We start from the raw sequence: 14,399 nt of genomic DNA on the forward strand, positions 1-14,399 counted from the left end.
CAGAGGCGCCACCGGGACCCGACTCACGACGTGTAATGACCGGCGTCGAGATCGTCCAGCAACGACGGACCGGTGGGCTCCCAGCCCATCTGCTCGCGCGTCAGTGCACTCGACGCCGGTTGGTCACCACCCAGCAGCGCACCGAACACCCCGAGTTCGGCAGGGTCGACATCGGACAGCGGGAGCCCGGTCTTGCGGGCGATCACCGACGCGACGTCGCCCATCGCGACACCCCCTTCGGCGACCGCGTGCAGAACCGCTCGCGCGGGGGCGTTCTCGAGCGCCAGTCGGAACAGGTGCGCCGCATCGAGGACGTGGACCGCCGGCCACCGGTTGCTGCCGTCGCCGACGTAGGCGGCGACACCCAGCTGACGATCGAGTCCGACGAGGGCGGTGATGAGACCGTTGCGGTCACCCTGCCCGTGCACGGTCCTGGGCATCCGGACGAGACCGGATCGGATCCCGCGATCCGACAGGGCCAGAACGGCATCCGCTGTCTTCGCCCGCGCGCCGGCGGGCCCGTCGGGGTCCAGCGGATCACGCTCGGTCGACAGCGATCCGAGGTTGGTCGGCGTACCGGACGAGGCGAAGAACGCCTTCCCCGAGCCCTGGAGCGCGTCACCGATCGCACCGAGCAGTCGCACCTCGTTGTCGACCACCTCGTCGAACTCGGAGAAGTCGAGCGTGAACGCGAGATGGGCGGTCGCATCGGCGCGCCCCGCCTCGGCGACGATCAGATCGTGGTCGCCCATGTCCCCGCGGACGGCGGTCCCGCCGAGCGCGGCGATCCGCTCGGCGGACGCCTCCGAGCGGGCGAGGCCGACGACCTCGTGTCCGGACGCGACGAGGTCCCGCGTCAGAGCGGTCCCGATCCACCCCGATGCCCCGGTGATGAACACGCGCATGGTGATTCCTCCTGGTCGATTCGCCGGACACTCCGCGACGAGATCCGAACACGTGATGTGACTCGGTAACATCGAGCGTACACGCTGATGTGACCGAGTGTCATCACGTAGGCTGACGGCCATGGCACGGTGGGAACCCGACGCGCGCGGCAGGCTGCTGCACGCTGCGCTGGACCTCTTCGCCGAGCAGGGCTACGACGCGACCACCGCGGCCCAGATCGCCGAGCGCGCGAGCCTGACGAAGACGACCTTGTTCCGACAGTTCGCCGACAAGCGCGAGATCCTGTTCCAGGGGCAGGCCGCGTCGGTCGCCACCGCGGACGCCGCGGTCCGGGGCGCACCGGCCGGGGCGCATCCGATCGACGCGCTGCGGACCGGGCTCGACGCACTCGCCGAGGATCACGTTCCCGAACAGCGGGAGATCGGCCGACGTGCCGAGGCGATCACGGCGACCAGTGCGGAACTCCAGGAACGCGCGGCGTTCAAGCGGTCCGCGATCAGCGCCGCACTGGCCGCCGCGCTCGCCGAACGTGTGGACGACGGCGTCGCAGGCGTTCTCGCCGACATCGGCACGCGCGCGTACTACCGCGGGTTCGCCGAGTGGGCGCGGACGGACGACGACACCGACCTCGCCGCCCTCGTCCGCCGACACCTCGATCAGCTGCTGGCCGACCTGCGCCCACTGCTGTCGGAGTGACCCCGGCGCGGGCGGACGCCGCTCACACCGGCCGCGCACGTAGCGTGGCGGCATGGCCGATCCGCGCTGGACTCTCACACCGACCGACGACGCAGTGCTCGAGATCCGTACCGACGTGACCGGCAAGGCCGCCACGATGGGTCACCGTCTGACGATCGAGGTCACCCGCTGGCGCGCTGACGTCCGCGGGGACGATGATCGCCCGACCTCGGTCGAGCTCACGGCCGAGGTGGACTCGCTCGACGTCGTGCACGGAGAGGGTGGTGTCACCCCGCTGCTGGGCCCGGAGAAGGCCGTCGCGCGGTCCAACGCACTCAAGACGCTCGATGCGAAGCGCCACCCGCGCATCGTGTTCCGCGCCGACACGATCGACACCACGGGATCCGGCATGCGCCTGCGCGGGACTCTCGAGATCCACGGGGTGACCCGTGACCACACCGTCGAGCTCACGGTCGAGGAGGACGGCGCGACACGACGGCTGTCGACGGAATCGGTGGTGCGGCAGACGGATTTCGACGTCAAGCCCTACTCGCAACTGCTCGGCGCGATGAAGGTGGTCGACGAGGTCACCGTCGCCTTCACCGCCACCGTGCCCGCCGACGACTGATCGTCGGCGGACCTCATGCGGAGCGGCCGACCACCGGGTTGAGGTCGGAGACCGCGAGACCACCGGGTTCGATCCCCGGGAGGAACTCCCGCCATGTTCCGCTGATGAGGGTGGGTGAATCGACAACGCGCGCACCGTCGGCGAAGTAGGTGGTGGCCAGCGCGCGACGCGGCTGGGTCGTGAGGTTGGGCCCCGCGGTGTGGAAACACAGCGCGGAGTGGAACGACACGTCACCCACCGCGAACGGCCCGGCCTCGACCGCGACCTCCCGTTCGACGAACCGCCGTGCGACGGCCTCGTCGTAGGACGTACCGACCTTGTCGAACTCCAGGTCGGACACCTCGGCCAGCACGTCTCGACCCCGGGCGAACGACAACGGACCCATCCGACCGGGGATGGCCGACATGGGGATCCACGCCGTGACCGCCTGGGTGGTCTGCAGCGGGAAGTGCTCGGCGTCGTGGTGCCAGGGCGTACGGCCGCAGCCGGGCTCCTTCGACAGGGCGTTGTCGTGGTAGAGCCGGACGGCGGGCTCGCCGAGCAGTGCGGCCGCCAGCCCCCCGATCCGCGGCGACAGGGCGACGGCACGCATGAGGTCGTCGTGGAGCCACATCTGTTCCAGCGCCGTGAATCTGCCCGCGACGTCGTCTCCGTGCTCCGCGTGCAGCAGCTCCTCGAGGCGCTCGGCGAGCCGGCGCACCACGGCCGGTGAGAGGACACCCGGCAGGCGGACGAACGCGTCGCGGGCGAATGCCTCCACCACGGTCGGATCGAGGTCGTAGGGCTCGGCGAGCTCACGCTCGACCTGCTCGTCGCTCGCCGGGGCGACGTCCGGCAGACCCGGACCGTCGACGAGGTCGGCCGGCACCGCGTCGTTGGCGGCCAACGTCACGTACCAGTCCCACCAGTCCTGGTCGTCGCCGGCCCAGTCCTGGTCGATACCGCCGCCGCGGTTCTGCTCGGGCAGTCGGTCATTCGTCGTCGGGTCGCTCAGAGCCACAGCAGGGCCGCCTCGTGGGAGAAGGTGTAGGAACCGGACGTGTCGCGACAGGAGGCGAGGTAGTCGCCCAGCACGGGCGCCGCCTCCATCTCCTCCAGCGACACGGTGTCGTCGAAGGCGCAGCGTTGCAGGAACCCCTCGGCCACACCGCGATCAGACGTGCTCGTGGTGTAGGTGATGCGCTGGTCGCGGACGTCGGCGCCTGCGCGACCCAGCGCGTCGCGCACCTGTTCCGCGGTCGTGTACGGCGTCGCATCGTGGATCCCGGCACGGAAGGCGTCGTAGAACGCGAGGTAGTGCGACCCCGCGGCCGCCTGCGCGACGAGACCGAGGCCACCGGGGGCCAGTGCGGCGACGAAACGCTCCGCCGCGGCGTCCAGGTCGGCCGGGGGCAGCGCGTAGAGCGCGTGCGTGGCCCACACGACGTCGTAGCCGACGTACTCCGCGGGCAGGTCCTGCAGGGTCGTCACGAGCTCGTTGCGGGCCACGAACGGCGGACCGAGCGCAGCCTTGGCCTCGGCGACGGAGAAGTCCGACGGGTCGAGGAGGTCGTAGGCGACGTCGGGCACCACGGACAGGTCCGTGTGGCGCCGCAACGCGGTGGGGAACTTGCCGCTGCCGCAGGCCACGTCGAGCAGCGACCACCCGTCGTGTGCGTGGTCGGCGAGCAGTCGTGGCCAGTCCGCTGCCGCGGCCAGCTGCCGATAGTCCTCGGTGGCCAGGGCGTAGAACGCCTCCATCTCCGCCCGGCCCGCCTCGCTCCAGTGCGCGAGACTCCGCTCGGCTGTGTCCTCGGCGCTCACACCAGTTCTCGATTCGTCATGGATGCGGTATCGACCCCCGTGATCGATGTGTCGTGGTTCACTCGATCTGGTGACGAGCCTAGCCACTCCCCCGCCGACCGAGATCGCGGCCGATCTCCTGGACGACCTCCGGACCGCTCGACGGGGTGCCGTGGCACTCCCCGCGCTGGAACCCGCCACCTACGCGCGCGACCACGCCGCCTTCGAGTTGCTGTCGGACCAACGCGGCCTCATCGCAGGTCACCTGGCCGGGCGTCTGGCGGGGATGGGTGACGGACCACTGTCGATCCTGTCGGTCGGATGCGGTGACGGCTCGCTCGACGCGCGGCTGGCCGCCGGCCTCGTCGCCGCCGCGCCGGGCCGTCCGGTGCGCTACGTGGGCGTCGAGCCGTGGGAGGGCAGCGCCGCGCTGTTCGTCGAGCGGATGTCGTCGCTCGACGCGCCGGAGGTCAGCGCGGAGGTCCACGTCGCGGCGTTCGCGGACGTCTCGCTGGACGAGATGTTCGACGTCGTCGTGTTCGTGCACTCGATGTACTACGTCGCCGACGTCGGTACCGCCTTGCGCGCGGCCCTCGCGCTGCTCCGTCCCGGGGGGGAGCTGTGGGTCCTGAACGCGCCCAAGGCGGCGCTGAACGCCCTCGTCGACGTGCTGGCGCCGCCGCAGGAGAACCACCGGCAGTGGTTCAGCGCCGACGTGGGTGAGGCGTTCGCCGACGTCGGGATCATCCTCGAGGAGGCGGTCACCCTCGACGCGCTCGTCGACCTCCTCGCGACCACCGACGAGGTGCTGGACTTCGCGGTCCAGGCGCGCCTCACCCCGGAGTTGCGCGACCCCGTGCGCGCCTACTTGCGGGCGGTGGCGGTCCCCGCCCGGGATGGATCGTCCCGTGTCCCCCACCCCGTAGACGTGTTCCGCGCGATCCGGCACTGAGCCGCGGGCGGTCATCGCGGGATGTGGGCGACCGCCTCGATCGCGACGCGCAGATCCGGGTTCGACAACGGCGCCAACACGGTCGAGCGGGCCGGGTGCGGCTCGCTGAAGTACTCGCGTTACACCGCGTTCATGCGGTCGACCAGCGTGGTGTGGCGACCGGCACCGGTGTCGTCGATCCGACGACACACGGGTAGCAACGGTAACGACTGCGGGAACGACGACGATCTCCGGTCGTACGGATGAACAGGACGACCGGAGGTCATCATGAGAACACGCCGAGGAATTGCTGGGACCCTCCGCACGATCGCCACCGCAGCCGCGATCGCCGCGTCGACGACCGCGGCGGGTCACGCCGCGGCGTCACCCGCGACCGCGGTACCGCAGGTGTCCGTGGACATCCCGTCGCAGTGGTTGTTCTTCTCCGATCCGTATCCGTTCGGGCTGGAGACCATCCACGTCGTCCGGGAGGCGCCCGGCGTGCTCGCTCTGTCCCTCGGTCCGTATTGCACACCGCCGCACGTACCCACACCCTCGTGCACGGGCGGACCGATCGAGGTGCCCGCGAACGTGGCGTGGGTGAACCTGTCCACCGGAGCGACCGGGACGGTCAGCGTGCCGGCATTGGCATCGTCGCCGGTCCGGGTCACGACGGGGCGTGGACTGATCGCCATCGGGGGCGCGCTGGCGGGCTTCGGACTGCCCGGCGCGGCGACGATCTCGGCCTGACCGACCAGAACGGACCGTCAGTCGGCGCCGGGGGTCAACAGCGAGCACGGCTTGCGGTACGGCTCCCGGCTCGACGTGGCGGTCGAGGTCGCCGGGTAGTACTGCCGGTAGTGCTGCCGCTTGATGCGGGCGATGTGCTCCTGCAGCGTGCGGTCACCCTTGGCCATCGCGCGAGCACGGATCGAGTAGATCACCACGCCGTAGGCCACGACCCACACCGCCAGCGCGACGATCCCGGGGACGGTGAGTCCGGTCGCGAGACCGGCCAGCCCCAGCGCCAGCGCGGCCGATCCCAGCATGAACGCGGCCCATCCGACCTGCCCCCAGACCGCGGCCCGTCGCAACCGCGCGCGCCGCATCCGGGCGGCGCTCATCGGCTGCTTGTGGTGCAGATGCGGGGCGTGAAAACTCATCGTGACGGCCATGGCGCGAACCTCCTGCGCGTGTGATCTGGACCACATGTTCAACAGCGAGCGTCACCAGGTATTTCCCGTGGAGATGAGCGAAACCTGAGAATTCGCGCCTCGCGCGTTGTCAGGCCTCCGCGGACGTGGGGAACCGGACGTCGACGAGGCGTTGCGACTCCTCCCAGATGCGTGCAGCGTCGGCGGTGGACTCCAGACGCGAGTACAGCTTCTGGGTGCCCGGGACGCCGCCGAGGTGCCCCAGGCCGGTCGGCCCGTAGAGCGTCCCGTCGACGGCGTCGGGATCGGTCGCGGCGAGCAGCGCCGGCAGCGCTGCCGTCTGCGGGGTGCCGACGACCAGTCCGCGGGCTGACAGCCACCGGATCAGGCGCACCGATCGCGTGTCGTCGTCGCGACCCACCTCGGGCCGCGCCGACAGCAGGCTCGTCGGCGCGACGCCGGGATGCGCCAGGACGCTCGTGATCCCCCAGCCCTGCGCCTGACTGCGACGACCGAGCTCGACGGCGAACAGGCCCATGGCGATCTTCGACTGGCTGTAGGCGGCCATCCCGTCGTAGGACCGCTCCCAGTTCAGGTCGGCCCAGTTGATGGACCCCCGGTTCGCGGCGACGCTGATCTGCGACACGACGCGCGCGCGACCGGCTCGCAACAGCGGCATCAGACCGGCGATCAGTGCGACGTGCCCGAGGTGGTTCGTGCCGAACTGCACCTCGAACCCGTCGGCCGTCTCCTGTCGTGACGGCGGCGTCATCAGCCCCGCGTTGTCGAGCAGCACGTCGACGGGGATCCCCTCCTCACGCAGTGCCGAGGCGAGAGCAGCGACCGACGACAGCGAGGACAGGTCCAGTTCACGTAGCGCGACCCGGGCGCCCGGTGACTGCGCACGGATACGCTCGACGGCGGCACGGCCCTTCTCCTGGTTGCGGACAGGCAGGACGAGATCGGCTCCCGCGGCGGCGAGCCGGGCCGCGATGTGGAGACCGATGCCGTCGCTTCCCCCGGTCAGCACGACACGACGGTCGGTCAGGTCGGGGACGGTGATGTCGACTGTGCGTGCCATGGGAGCTCCTTCGAGGTCGTGTCCCCCCACCCTGATCCCGGGTGCATCTCGGAGCCAGGACCCGCCGATCCACCCCACCTGACCGAGGCGTCGCGCCGAGGGGTGGATCGACAAGGCGTGGCTCACCTCGACGGCTGCGGCGAGAATCGTCGGCATGATCGTCGAGGTGCGACCGTGATCGACCGCCCCGGACTGGCCGAGTTCCTCCGCCGTCGCCGAGTCGCGTTGCAGCCGGAGGACGTCGGGCTCCCCCGGGGTGCGCGCCGGCGGACGGACGGTCTGCGGCGCGAGGAGGTCGCGGCGATGTGCCACATGTCGACCGACTACTACGCGCGGCTCGAGCGCGGTACCGGGCCGAACCCGTCGGAACAGATGATGGCGTCGATCGCCCAGGGGCTCCACCTGTCGATGGCCGAGCGCGACCACCTGTTCCGACTGGCCGGCCACCGACCGCCGTCCACGGGCGCGTCCGGCGACCACATCGGCCCGGGACTGTTACGGATCCTCGACAGGCTCGACGACACCCCGGCCGAGATCGTCACCGAACTCGGAGAGACCCTGCGGCAGAGCCCGCTCGGGGTCGCTCTCACCGGTGACCTCACCCGGTACACCGGGCCGTCGCGGAGCCTGGGCTACCGCTGGTTCACCGATCCGGCGACGCGGGCCCTCTACGCCGAGGAGGACCACGCGTTCCTGTCCCGGATGTTCGCCTCCGGCCTGCGGGAGAACATCGCCGTCCGCGGGAGACCGTCGCGCGGTGCGGACCTGGCCGACCTGCTGCTCGGCGAGAGCGAGGAGTTCCGTGCCGTGTGGGAGCGCCACGAGGTCGGGATCCGCCCCCTCGAGGTGAAGCACCTCGTCCACCCGCAGCTCGGCCCCCTCGAGCTCGCCTGCCAGACCCTCATCGACCCGTCACAGTCCCACTACCTGCTCGTGTACACCGCGATCCCGGGGTCGCGCTCGCACGAGATGCTGCAAATGCTCCCGGCGCTCGCACCGTCGGGGTGAGCGCCCAGATCGCAACCACCGCCAGTGCGAGACCGGCGGACGCGATCGCCATCGACGCCGTCGTCAGCGCCGAACCCGACGACCCCGACGGCATGGTCATCCCGTGCCCGACGTGCCCCCCACGAGAACCCGACATGGCGAGATGGGCGCCCAGCATCAGCGCCTCGGTGACCGCCGTCGTGACCCACCTCGTGAGGTGGGGTGATCTGGCGAGACCGACCCCGCACCAGAGGCAACCGACGGCCGTGGCGAGCAGCGCGACGTGGACCGGGCTCGGCATCGTCGTGACCATCGCGACATGGACCGCCGCCGCGGCGACCGCCAACACGGCGGCGACCGCCCCACCGATCCGGTGCAGGCCGCGGAAGGCCTGCACCGGATCGCCGTCACGAGCAACCGTGGTCACAGTGCGCAGCGGTCGACGGCGGGACGTTCATCACCGGGTTGGCGTCGAAGAAGTTGTAGGGCTTCAACGTGAACCCGGCGTAGTCGGTCGGCATCACCGGCCAGTCCTCGGCACGCGGGAAGTGCGTGAGGCCGAAGGTGTGCCATACGACGATGTCCTCGCCGTCGAGCGGACGGTCGTCGGCCATGTACCCGACGACCCCCTGGGACCCGTCGCTCTGGTTGACGAAATCGCCGGCCGCGTACCGCTGGTGGACGTCGTAGCGCGTCACCCACACCTGATTCGTCGTGAAGGGTGCCCGTTTCGCGATCGACGACGTGGGATCGGCGAGCAGCGTGGGCGATTGCTGGGCGTGCAGGGCGTAACTCGTCGGCGCACCCATCCGATTGGTCCTCTCGGTGCTCGCGATGTGCCAGGTGCGACCCACCTCCGCGTTCGCACGACGGACCCCGTCCCGCTCCGACCCGATCCTGCTGGCGCGCATGGTGAACGCGTTGCCCCACGGGTTGTCGTCGCCGACGGGAACGGTCACCGCATCGACCTCGTCGACGGCGTTCGCCACACCGTCGACGGTCATGTCGAGGCGGGCGTTGAACAGGTGCTGGTGGTACGGCAGTCCCAGACCCGGGGCGACATGACTCTGGTAGGGCGAGCCCTCGGGTGGGTACGCCGCGGTGAACGCGACACCGGTGAGCTTCGCCTCGAGCTCGATCGTCCCGTCGAGGTAGAGGTACCAGTAGAAGCCGTAGTCGTAGTTGCCGACGGTGGTGAAGAAGCTGATCACGAGCCGGCGCTGTCGGCGGACCTCGCTGGACCCGGTGAAGATGTCGCTGTGCTTCCACAGCGTGCCGTAGTCCTCCTCGTGCATGCAGATCGCGTTCTCGATGACCCGCGGGCTGCCCTGCTCGTCGGCGAGCACGGCGTCGAAGTAGTGGATCTCGCCGAGGCAGTCGCAGCCGAGCGTCAACGAGTTGGTGTAGCGGCCGTAGACGTACTCACCGGTGTCGAAGTAGTTCTGCCAGAACCGGTTCGGGGAGGGATCACCGTAGGGCACCACCATCTCGTTGATCGACCCGCGGTACATCACCGGGCGGTCGAGGTAACTCAGCTGACGCAGCACGAGCCCTTCGCGGGCGTCGAACGAGATGTCGAGCTTCCAGTTCGCCCACTCGATGTGCTCCCCGTCGACGGTGAAGCTCGGTCCCTCGGGCTGGGTGATCTCGATGGGCGTGAGTCCCTCGAGCGGCGGGCCGGCGACCGCGGGATCGTCGAAGTTGCCGGACTCGCGCGGCACGTCGTAGACGCGATAGTCGATGAGGTCGACCAGCTCGCGGGCGATGATGTCGACGTAGGCGCAGAGACCGTCGACGGGGTGTGCCCAGGGGTGGTCCTTCGGGTGGTCCATGACGAACGCGAACGAGCGGACCATCCGCCGGCCCTCCTCGCCGGGCAGGTCGTAGGTACCCGCGGACAGCGGCACCGCGACGGTCGTCGCCGGATCTATGCCGCGGGCCTCCAGCGCCGCGATCCAGCGCGGTTCGCCGGCCAAGAACTGCCCGACGATCTCGAACTCCTCGTCGAGGATCGGGACCTGACCCACCGCGGCGTCGATCGCCCGCGCCGTGACCGTCTCGGCCTCGAGATCGACCAGGGCATCGGAGCTGTCGCCGGTTGCGATGTCGAGCAGGAGCGCCCGCGATCTCCGTATCGGTGCCGGCGCCTCACCTGCCTGGAAGGCCAGGACGTCAGCCTTGTCCGGCTCGTCCAGGCCGACGTAGACGAATCGTGTGGTCGGGGTGAGCAGCCCGGCGTCGGCGAGAGCCTTACGGGTGATGCGGATCTCGTCGGCCGTGAGGCTGCCGAGCACACCGGTCGCGGTGGTGGGGGCGGTGTCGAATGTGGTCATGGTCCGTCTTCCGGTCGGGGGTCAGGGTCGGTCAGAGCGAGATTGCGTCGGTGAGGGTGTCGTAGGCGACGGGATCGCGTCGGGCGATGATGCGCGCCTGGACGACGCCGATCACGATGCTGAGCACCACCAGGGCGATGAAGATGTCGGCGAGGGTGGAGGATCCGCCGATGAGGGTCGCGAAATTGGCCACCACGATCACGAGGATCGCGATGAGGCCGACGAGTCCGAGCACCGGTGAGACGAGCGACTGCCACGCCCCGACCGCGGACCGGTTGCGTCGGAAGTACACGATCACGGCGAGACAGGTCAGCGCCATGAGGACGACGATGCCCAGCGTGGCGATCCCGGAGAACCAGGCGAACACCTGCAACTCGGGGTCGAGTCGGCACGCCGCGAACACGGCGACCAGGACGGCGGCGGTGGCGGTCTGCACCAGCGAGGACACATGGGGTGAGCGGTGTCGACCATGGACCGCAGCGAAGCGCGACGGCATCGCGGTCGCCGACGCCATCGAGTGCTGGTACCGGGTGATCACGTTGTGGAAGCTCAGGATGCACGCGAACAGGCTCGTCAGCAGCAGGACGTGGACCGTCACGTCAGCCCATCCCCCGAGGTAGTCCCGTGCGGTGGCCATGATCATCCCGGCGGGATCGGCGGCGGCCGCGGGCACCACCTTGTCGACGCCCCATGCCTGCACGAGCGACCACGACGACAGCGTGTAGAAGACGCCGATGATCGCGACCGCGGCATAGGTGGCCCGCGGGATCGTCCGGTCGGGGTCGCGGGCCTCGCTGCGGAAGATCGCGGTGGACTCGAACCCGATGAACCCGGCCACCGCGAACATCAGACCGATGCCCGGGGAGCCCGACAGGAACTGGTTCGGGGTGAACGACTCCGCGTTCAGGCCCGAGTGCCCTCCCTTCACGATCACCGCGACGTCGAGCAGCAGGACGATGCCGACCTCCGCGGCGAGCAGCACGCCGAGCACCCTGCTGCTCAGCTCGATGTCGCGGTATCCCAGGTAGCCGGTGACGGCGACGACGACGAGACTCCACGTCCACCACGGGACCGACGGCCCACCGAGATCGACGATCGAACTCTGCAGGGCGCCGCCGAGATAGCCGTAGACCGCAGCCTGGATGAGCGTGTACGTGAGCAGCGCGAGGTGGGCGGTCCCCAGCCCCATGGGACGACCCAGGCCGTACCCGACGTAGGTGAAGAACGCGCCGGGGCGAGGCACGAAACGCGACATGGTGCTCAGGCCGACAGCGAAGAACAACAACACGATCGCCGACACCAGGAACATCATCGGGACCCCCGCGCCGTTGCCGAGCAGGATCGCGATCGGGACCGCCCCACCGACCACGGTCAGCGGTGCGGCGGCGGCGACGACCATGAAGACGATCGACCCGACGCCCAGCGATCCTCTGAGCGCGCCGGTTCGTGTGGGCGGGTGTGGTGCAGCCCCCGCGACGGGGACAGGTGCGCCGGCCGGCGCGATCTCGGTTGCCATAGGTGGTTCTCCCCGGTGTCGGTGGTCGCACGCGGAGGCGACCCGTGTGGCGACAACCCTGGCGGGGCGTCGAGGCGGCACCGTTGCTTGCCGGTAACGCGTCTGCGCCGACGGTGGGACGCCCGACCACAGGCCGTCCCAGCGCGCGACACGGCCAGCACACCGCCGGGTAACACCGCCGAAACCGCGCATCTCTAGCGTGCGGCGCCATGGCGATCGTCCCGTCCGCGCAGCCGCTCGACATGGCCCGCCTGGGTGCGCGCAGCCGGCTCGCCGGTCTCGACCGACGGTCGCTCGGGCGCGCGGAGGTCACCGCACAGTCCGTGTCGGTGATGGCGCCGTGCGCGGCGGGCGCGACGGTGCCCCTGTTGATCGCGGAATCCGGGGCCACCCTCGTCGGGAGCATCGTGGTGGCGGTGTTCCTGGCCGGGCTCGTCTCCCGCGTGCTGACCGAGTTCGCCTCCCGCCTCGCCGCTCCCGGCGCGCTGTACACGTACGCCGCCAAGGGCCTCGGACCCGCCGCGGGGTTCGCGACCGCCGCGGCGATGATCCTCGGATACGGCGCGCTCGCCATGTTCACCCTCACCGAGTCGGCCACCTACCTGCTCCGGGTCGTCGGCGTCGATCGACCGCCGACTGCCGTCCTGGTGGCGGCGATCGTCACGATCGGGGCCGGGAGCAGCGTCGTCCTGCTGCGTGGGATCCGGGCGTCGGCCCGGGTGAGCCTCGTGGTCGAGGTGGTCGCGGTGACGATCCTCGTGGTCGTCGCGGTCACCGTGGTGGTGACCGTCCGTGGCGGCGTCGACCTGTCGGTGCTCGCGGCGGCGCCCACCGGCCCGACCGACTTCGCCACCGGCGTGGCGCTGGCGACCTGTGCACTGATCGGCTTCGAGAGCGCGGCGTCGTTGTCGGTGGAGGCGCGCGCCCCGCTGCGCTCCGTGCCGTCGGCGATCCGGGGGTCCCTCGTCTTCGGTGCCGTCGTCGTCCTCGTCGTCGCGGTGGCCCAGGACGTGGCGCGCGGGTCCGGGACATCACCCGGTGACGGCAACCTCGACGTGCTCGTCGCCCGCGTCGCCGACGGCTGGTTCGCGCCCGTGGTCGACCTCGGGGTGGTCGCGTCGTTCCTGGCGTGCACGCTGGCGTGCGTCACCGCGCTCGCGCGGCTGCTCCTGTCGTTGTCGCGAGAGGGATTGCTACCGGGGCGGGTGGGCAGCACACACGTGCGGTTCAAGACGCCTGTCGCGGCGATCACCGCAGCCATGACGGTGATCGTCGCCGTCCCCGTCACGATCGCCGCGTGCGGCGTCGGACTCCGGCCGATGGTCGGCTCGCTCGCGGCCGCGCCGGTCATCGGGTTCATCACGTCGTATGTGATCGTCAGCGTCGCGGCGCCGTTCTTCTTGCACCGCGTGGGCGAACTCCGTGCGCGGGCCGTGCTGGTGGCAGCCGGTGCCGCGCTCTCCTTCGGGTTCGTGGGGATCGTCTTCGTCGGGGCGACCGTCGACTCCGCCTGGGGGATGGGGGCCATCGGGGCCCTGGTCTGGTTCCTGGCGGCCGCGGCGATCTATGTCGTCCTGCGTCTGCGACGACCGCGACGGCTGGCCGGCATCGGTGTGCACGACACCCCCACGCGCGCTGATCTGTGGAGCGGTCACACCGACCGCACGGCGCCGTGAGCGGCTTCGGCGGCGACGGGGCCTCCCGCTCGGTGATCTCCGCGCTCGAGCTCATCGAGGAGGTCGCGGCGAGCGGTCCCGGCGTGAGTGCCAACGAGCTCGCCCGCAACCTGGGGTTGCCCCGCTCGACCACCTACCGGCTCGTCAACCTGCTCGCGCAGGAGGAGTATCTCGTGCGCACACCCGATCTAGGCGGCTTCGCGCTCGGCAGGAAGGTGGACAGGTTGATCGGTACCGCCGCGGCGGCGACGGTCCCGGACCGGGTCCGGGCGGTGCTCGACGAGGCGCGATCGGGCATGCGCTTCGGGGTGCATCTCTTCGGGTACATGCGCGTCGGGACGCCCCGGGCCCGCATCACACCCATGGACATCGACCCCGACTATCCCCTCTCCGACGCCGGACGGATACTGCGTGACCACCGCGCCTCCGCCGTCGGGCGTCTGCTCCTCGCCCACGACTCGACGCATCGATCGCAGTCCATCGGCCCGACCACGCAGGTCGGATCGCTCGTCCCGGGGTTCGGGTGCATCGCGGTCCCCGTGCTGTCGCGGGACGGCAGCCTGCGCGGCGCACTGGCCGTGGCCGCGCCCGAGCATCGCATCCGGGCGCCGGAGGTGATCCTCGCGTCGCTCGAACCCACGCGGACCACGCTCGCCGGGCTCGTCGACGCCATGGCCTGAGGCCCGCGAGACCTCGACGGTTGACCGGCCGTCGACGGGGTACCCCCGCC

At 70.5% G+C, this 14,399-nt stretch carries 14 protein-coding genes; 7 read left to right on the top strand and 7 right to left on the bottom strand.

Annotated elements, in window-relative coordinates:
• Positions 1 to 23: 23 nt before the first annotated feature.
• Complete coding sequence (locus LX12_RS03000; RefSeq protein ID WP_253652991.1) at positions 24 to 905, bottom strand: SDR family oxidoreductase; 882 nt, start codon at positions 903 to 905, stop codon at positions 24 to 26.
• Between the two features lie 121 nt (positions 906 to 1,026).
• Between LX12_RS03000 and LX12_RS03005 the strand changes: the two genes are divergently transcribed.
• Both LX12_RS03005 and LX12_RS03010 read left to right on the top strand, forming a co-directional pair.
• Positions 1,027 to 1,602, top strand: coding sequence for a TetR/AcrR family transcriptional regulator (locus tag LX12_RS03005; protein ID WP_253652992.1), 576 nt, complete (start codon positions 1,027 to 1,029; stop codon positions 1,600 to 1,602).
• Positions 1,603 to 1,654: 52 nt separating this feature from the next.
• Positions 1,655 to 2,209 carry a YceI family protein gene (locus LX12_RS03010; protein ID WP_253652993.1) on the top strand — a complete coding sequence of 185 codons (555 nt, stop codon included), beginning with the start codon at positions 1,655 to 1,657 and terminating at the stop codon, positions 2,207 to 2,209.
• Positions 2,210 to 2,222: 13 nt separating this feature from the next.
• On the opposite strand, the gene LX12_RS03015 is transcribed toward LX12_RS03010, so the two are convergent.
• Both LX12_RS03015 and LX12_RS03020 read right to left on the bottom strand, forming a co-directional pair.
• Positions 2,223 to 3,209 (bottom strand): phytanoyl-CoA dioxygenase family protein, encoded by a 987-nt coding sequence (locus LX12_RS03015; RefSeq protein ID WP_253652994.1) that lies wholly within the window; start codon positions 3,207 to 3,209, stop codon positions 2,223 to 2,225.
• On the bottom strand, positions 3,200 to 4,012 hold the full coding sequence (locus LX12_RS03020) for a class I SAM-dependent methyltransferase (protein ID WP_253652995.1): 813 nt from the start codon (positions 4,010 to 4,012) through the stop codon (positions 3,200 to 3,202). Before LX12_RS03020 ends, LX12_RS03015 begins: the two co-directional genes overlap by 10 nt.
• A 70-nt stretch (positions 4,013 to 4,082) precedes the next feature.
• Here LX12_RS03020 and LX12_RS03025 point away from each other — a divergent pair, with 70 nt between their 5' ends.
• Both LX12_RS03025 and LX12_RS03030 read left to right on the top strand, forming a co-directional pair.
• The gene (locus LX12_RS03025) at positions 4,083 to 4,943 is read left to right on the top strand and encodes a class I SAM-dependent methyltransferase (protein WP_253652996.1); all 861 of its coding nucleotides are present in this window, start codon (positions 4,083 to 4,085) and stop codon (positions 4,941 to 4,943) included.
• 267 nt (positions 4,944 to 5,210) lie between these two features.
• Positions 5,211 to 5,672 carry a hypothetical protein gene (locus LX12_RS03030; protein ID WP_253652997.1) on the top strand — a complete coding sequence of 154 codons (462 nt, stop codon included), beginning with the start codon at positions 5,211 to 5,213 and terminating at the stop codon, positions 5,670 to 5,672.
• A gap of 17 nt (positions 5,673 to 5,689) precedes the next feature.
• On the opposite strand, the gene LX12_RS03035 is transcribed toward LX12_RS03030, so the two are convergent.
• Together LX12_RS03035 and LX12_RS03040 are read right to left on the bottom strand one after the other, a co-directional pair.
• Positions 5,690 to 6,097 carry a hypothetical protein gene (locus LX12_RS03035; protein WP_253652998.1) on the bottom strand — a complete coding sequence of 136 codons (408 nt, stop codon included), beginning with the start codon at positions 6,095 to 6,097 and terminating at the stop codon, positions 5,690 to 5,692.
• A gap of 109 nt (positions 6,098 to 6,206) precedes the next feature.
• Positions 6,207 to 7,157, bottom strand: a complete 951-nt coding sequence (locus LX12_RS03040; RefSeq protein WP_253652999.1) for an SDR family oxidoreductase — start codon at positions 7,155 to 7,157, stop codon at positions 6,207 to 6,209.
• A 174-nt stretch (positions 7,158 to 7,331) separates the two neighbouring features.
• Here LX12_RS03040 and LX12_RS03045 point away from each other — a divergent pair, with 174 nt between their 5' ends.
• A complete protein-coding gene (locus LX12_RS03045) occupies positions 7,332 to 8,165 on the top strand; it encodes a helix-turn-helix transcriptional regulator (protein ID WP_253653000.1) in 834 nt (277 codons plus the stop codon).
• Between the two features lie 386 nt (positions 8,166 to 8,551).
• On the opposite strand, the gene LX12_RS03050 is transcribed toward LX12_RS03045, so the two are convergent.
• A complete protein-coding gene (locus LX12_RS03050) occupies positions 8,552 to 10,477 on the bottom strand; it encodes a primary-amine oxidase (protein ID WP_253653001.1) in 1,926 nt (641 codons plus the stop codon).
• A gap of 31 nt (positions 10,478 to 10,508) precedes the next feature.
• The gene (locus LX12_RS03055; protein ID WP_253653002.1) at positions 10,509 to 11,993 is read right to left on the bottom strand and encodes an APC family permease; all 1,485 of its coding nucleotides are present in this window, start codon (positions 11,991 to 11,993) and stop codon (positions 10,509 to 10,511) included.
• A gap of 209 nt (positions 11,994 to 12,202) precedes the next feature.
• Between LX12_RS03055 and LX12_RS03060 the strand changes: the two genes are divergently transcribed.
• Together LX12_RS03060 and LX12_RS03065 are read left to right on the top strand one after the other, a co-directional pair.
• Positions 12,203 to 13,669: an APC family permease gene (locus LX12_RS03060; RefSeq protein ID WP_253653003.1), complete on the top strand. Its 1,467-nt coding sequence runs from the start codon at positions 12,203 to 12,205 to the stop codon at positions 13,667 to 13,669.
• Positions 13,666 to 14,349 (top strand): helix-turn-helix domain-containing protein, encoded by a 684-nt coding sequence (locus LX12_RS03065; RefSeq protein ID WP_253653004.1) that lies wholly within the window; start codon positions 13,666 to 13,668, stop codon positions 14,347 to 14,349. The genes LX12_RS03060 and LX12_RS03065 overlap by 4 nt, the downstream gene beginning before the upstream one ends.
• The last annotated feature ends 50 nt before the right edge of the window (positions 14,350 to 14,399 follow it).

This window comes from Williamsia serinedens (assembly GCF_024171725.1).
Taxonomy (GTDB): Bacteria; Actinomycetota; Actinomycetes; order Mycobacteriales; family Mycobacteriaceae; genus Williamsia_A; species Williamsia_A serinedens.

What these genes read in the sequence shown, in the direction of transcription:
- LX12_RS03035 (WP_253652998.1), bottom strand. Translation starts at nt 6,097, where the DNA reads ATGGCCGTCACGATGAGTTTTCACGCCCCGCATCTGCACCACAAGCAG.
- LX12_RS03010 (WP_253652993.1), top strand. Translation starts at nt 1,655, where the DNA reads ATGGCCGATCCGCGCTGGACTCTCACACCGACCGACGACGCAGTGCTC.
- LX12_RS03060 (WP_253653003.1), top strand. Translation starts at nt 12,203, where the DNA reads ATGGCGATCGTCCCGTCCGCGCAGCCGCTCGACATGGCCCGCCTGGGT.
- LX12_RS03055 (WP_253653002.1), bottom strand. Translation starts at nt 11,993, where the DNA reads ATGGCAACCGAGATCGCGCCGGCCGGCGCACCTGTCCCCGTCGCGGGG.
- LX12_RS03040 (WP_253652999.1), bottom strand. Translation starts at nt 7,157, where the DNA reads ATGGCACGCACAGTCGACATCACCGTCCCCGACCTGACCGACCGTCGT.
- LX12_RS03000 (WP_253652991.1), bottom strand. Translation starts at nt 905, where the DNA reads ATGCGCGTGTTCATCACCGGGGCATCGGGGTGGATCGGGACCGCTCTG.
- LX12_RS03005 (WP_253652992.1), top strand. Translation starts at nt 1,027, where the DNA reads ATGGCACGGTGGGAACCCGACGCGCGCGGCAGGCTGCTGCACGCTGCG.
- LX12_RS03030 (WP_253652997.1), top strand. Translation starts at nt 5,211, where the DNA reads ATGAGAACACGCCGAGGAATTGCTGGGACCCTCCGCACGATCGCCACC.
- LX12_RS03050 (WP_253653001.1), bottom strand. Translation starts at nt 10,477, where the DNA reads ATGACCACATTCGACACCGCCCCCACCACCGCGACCGGTGTGCTCGGC.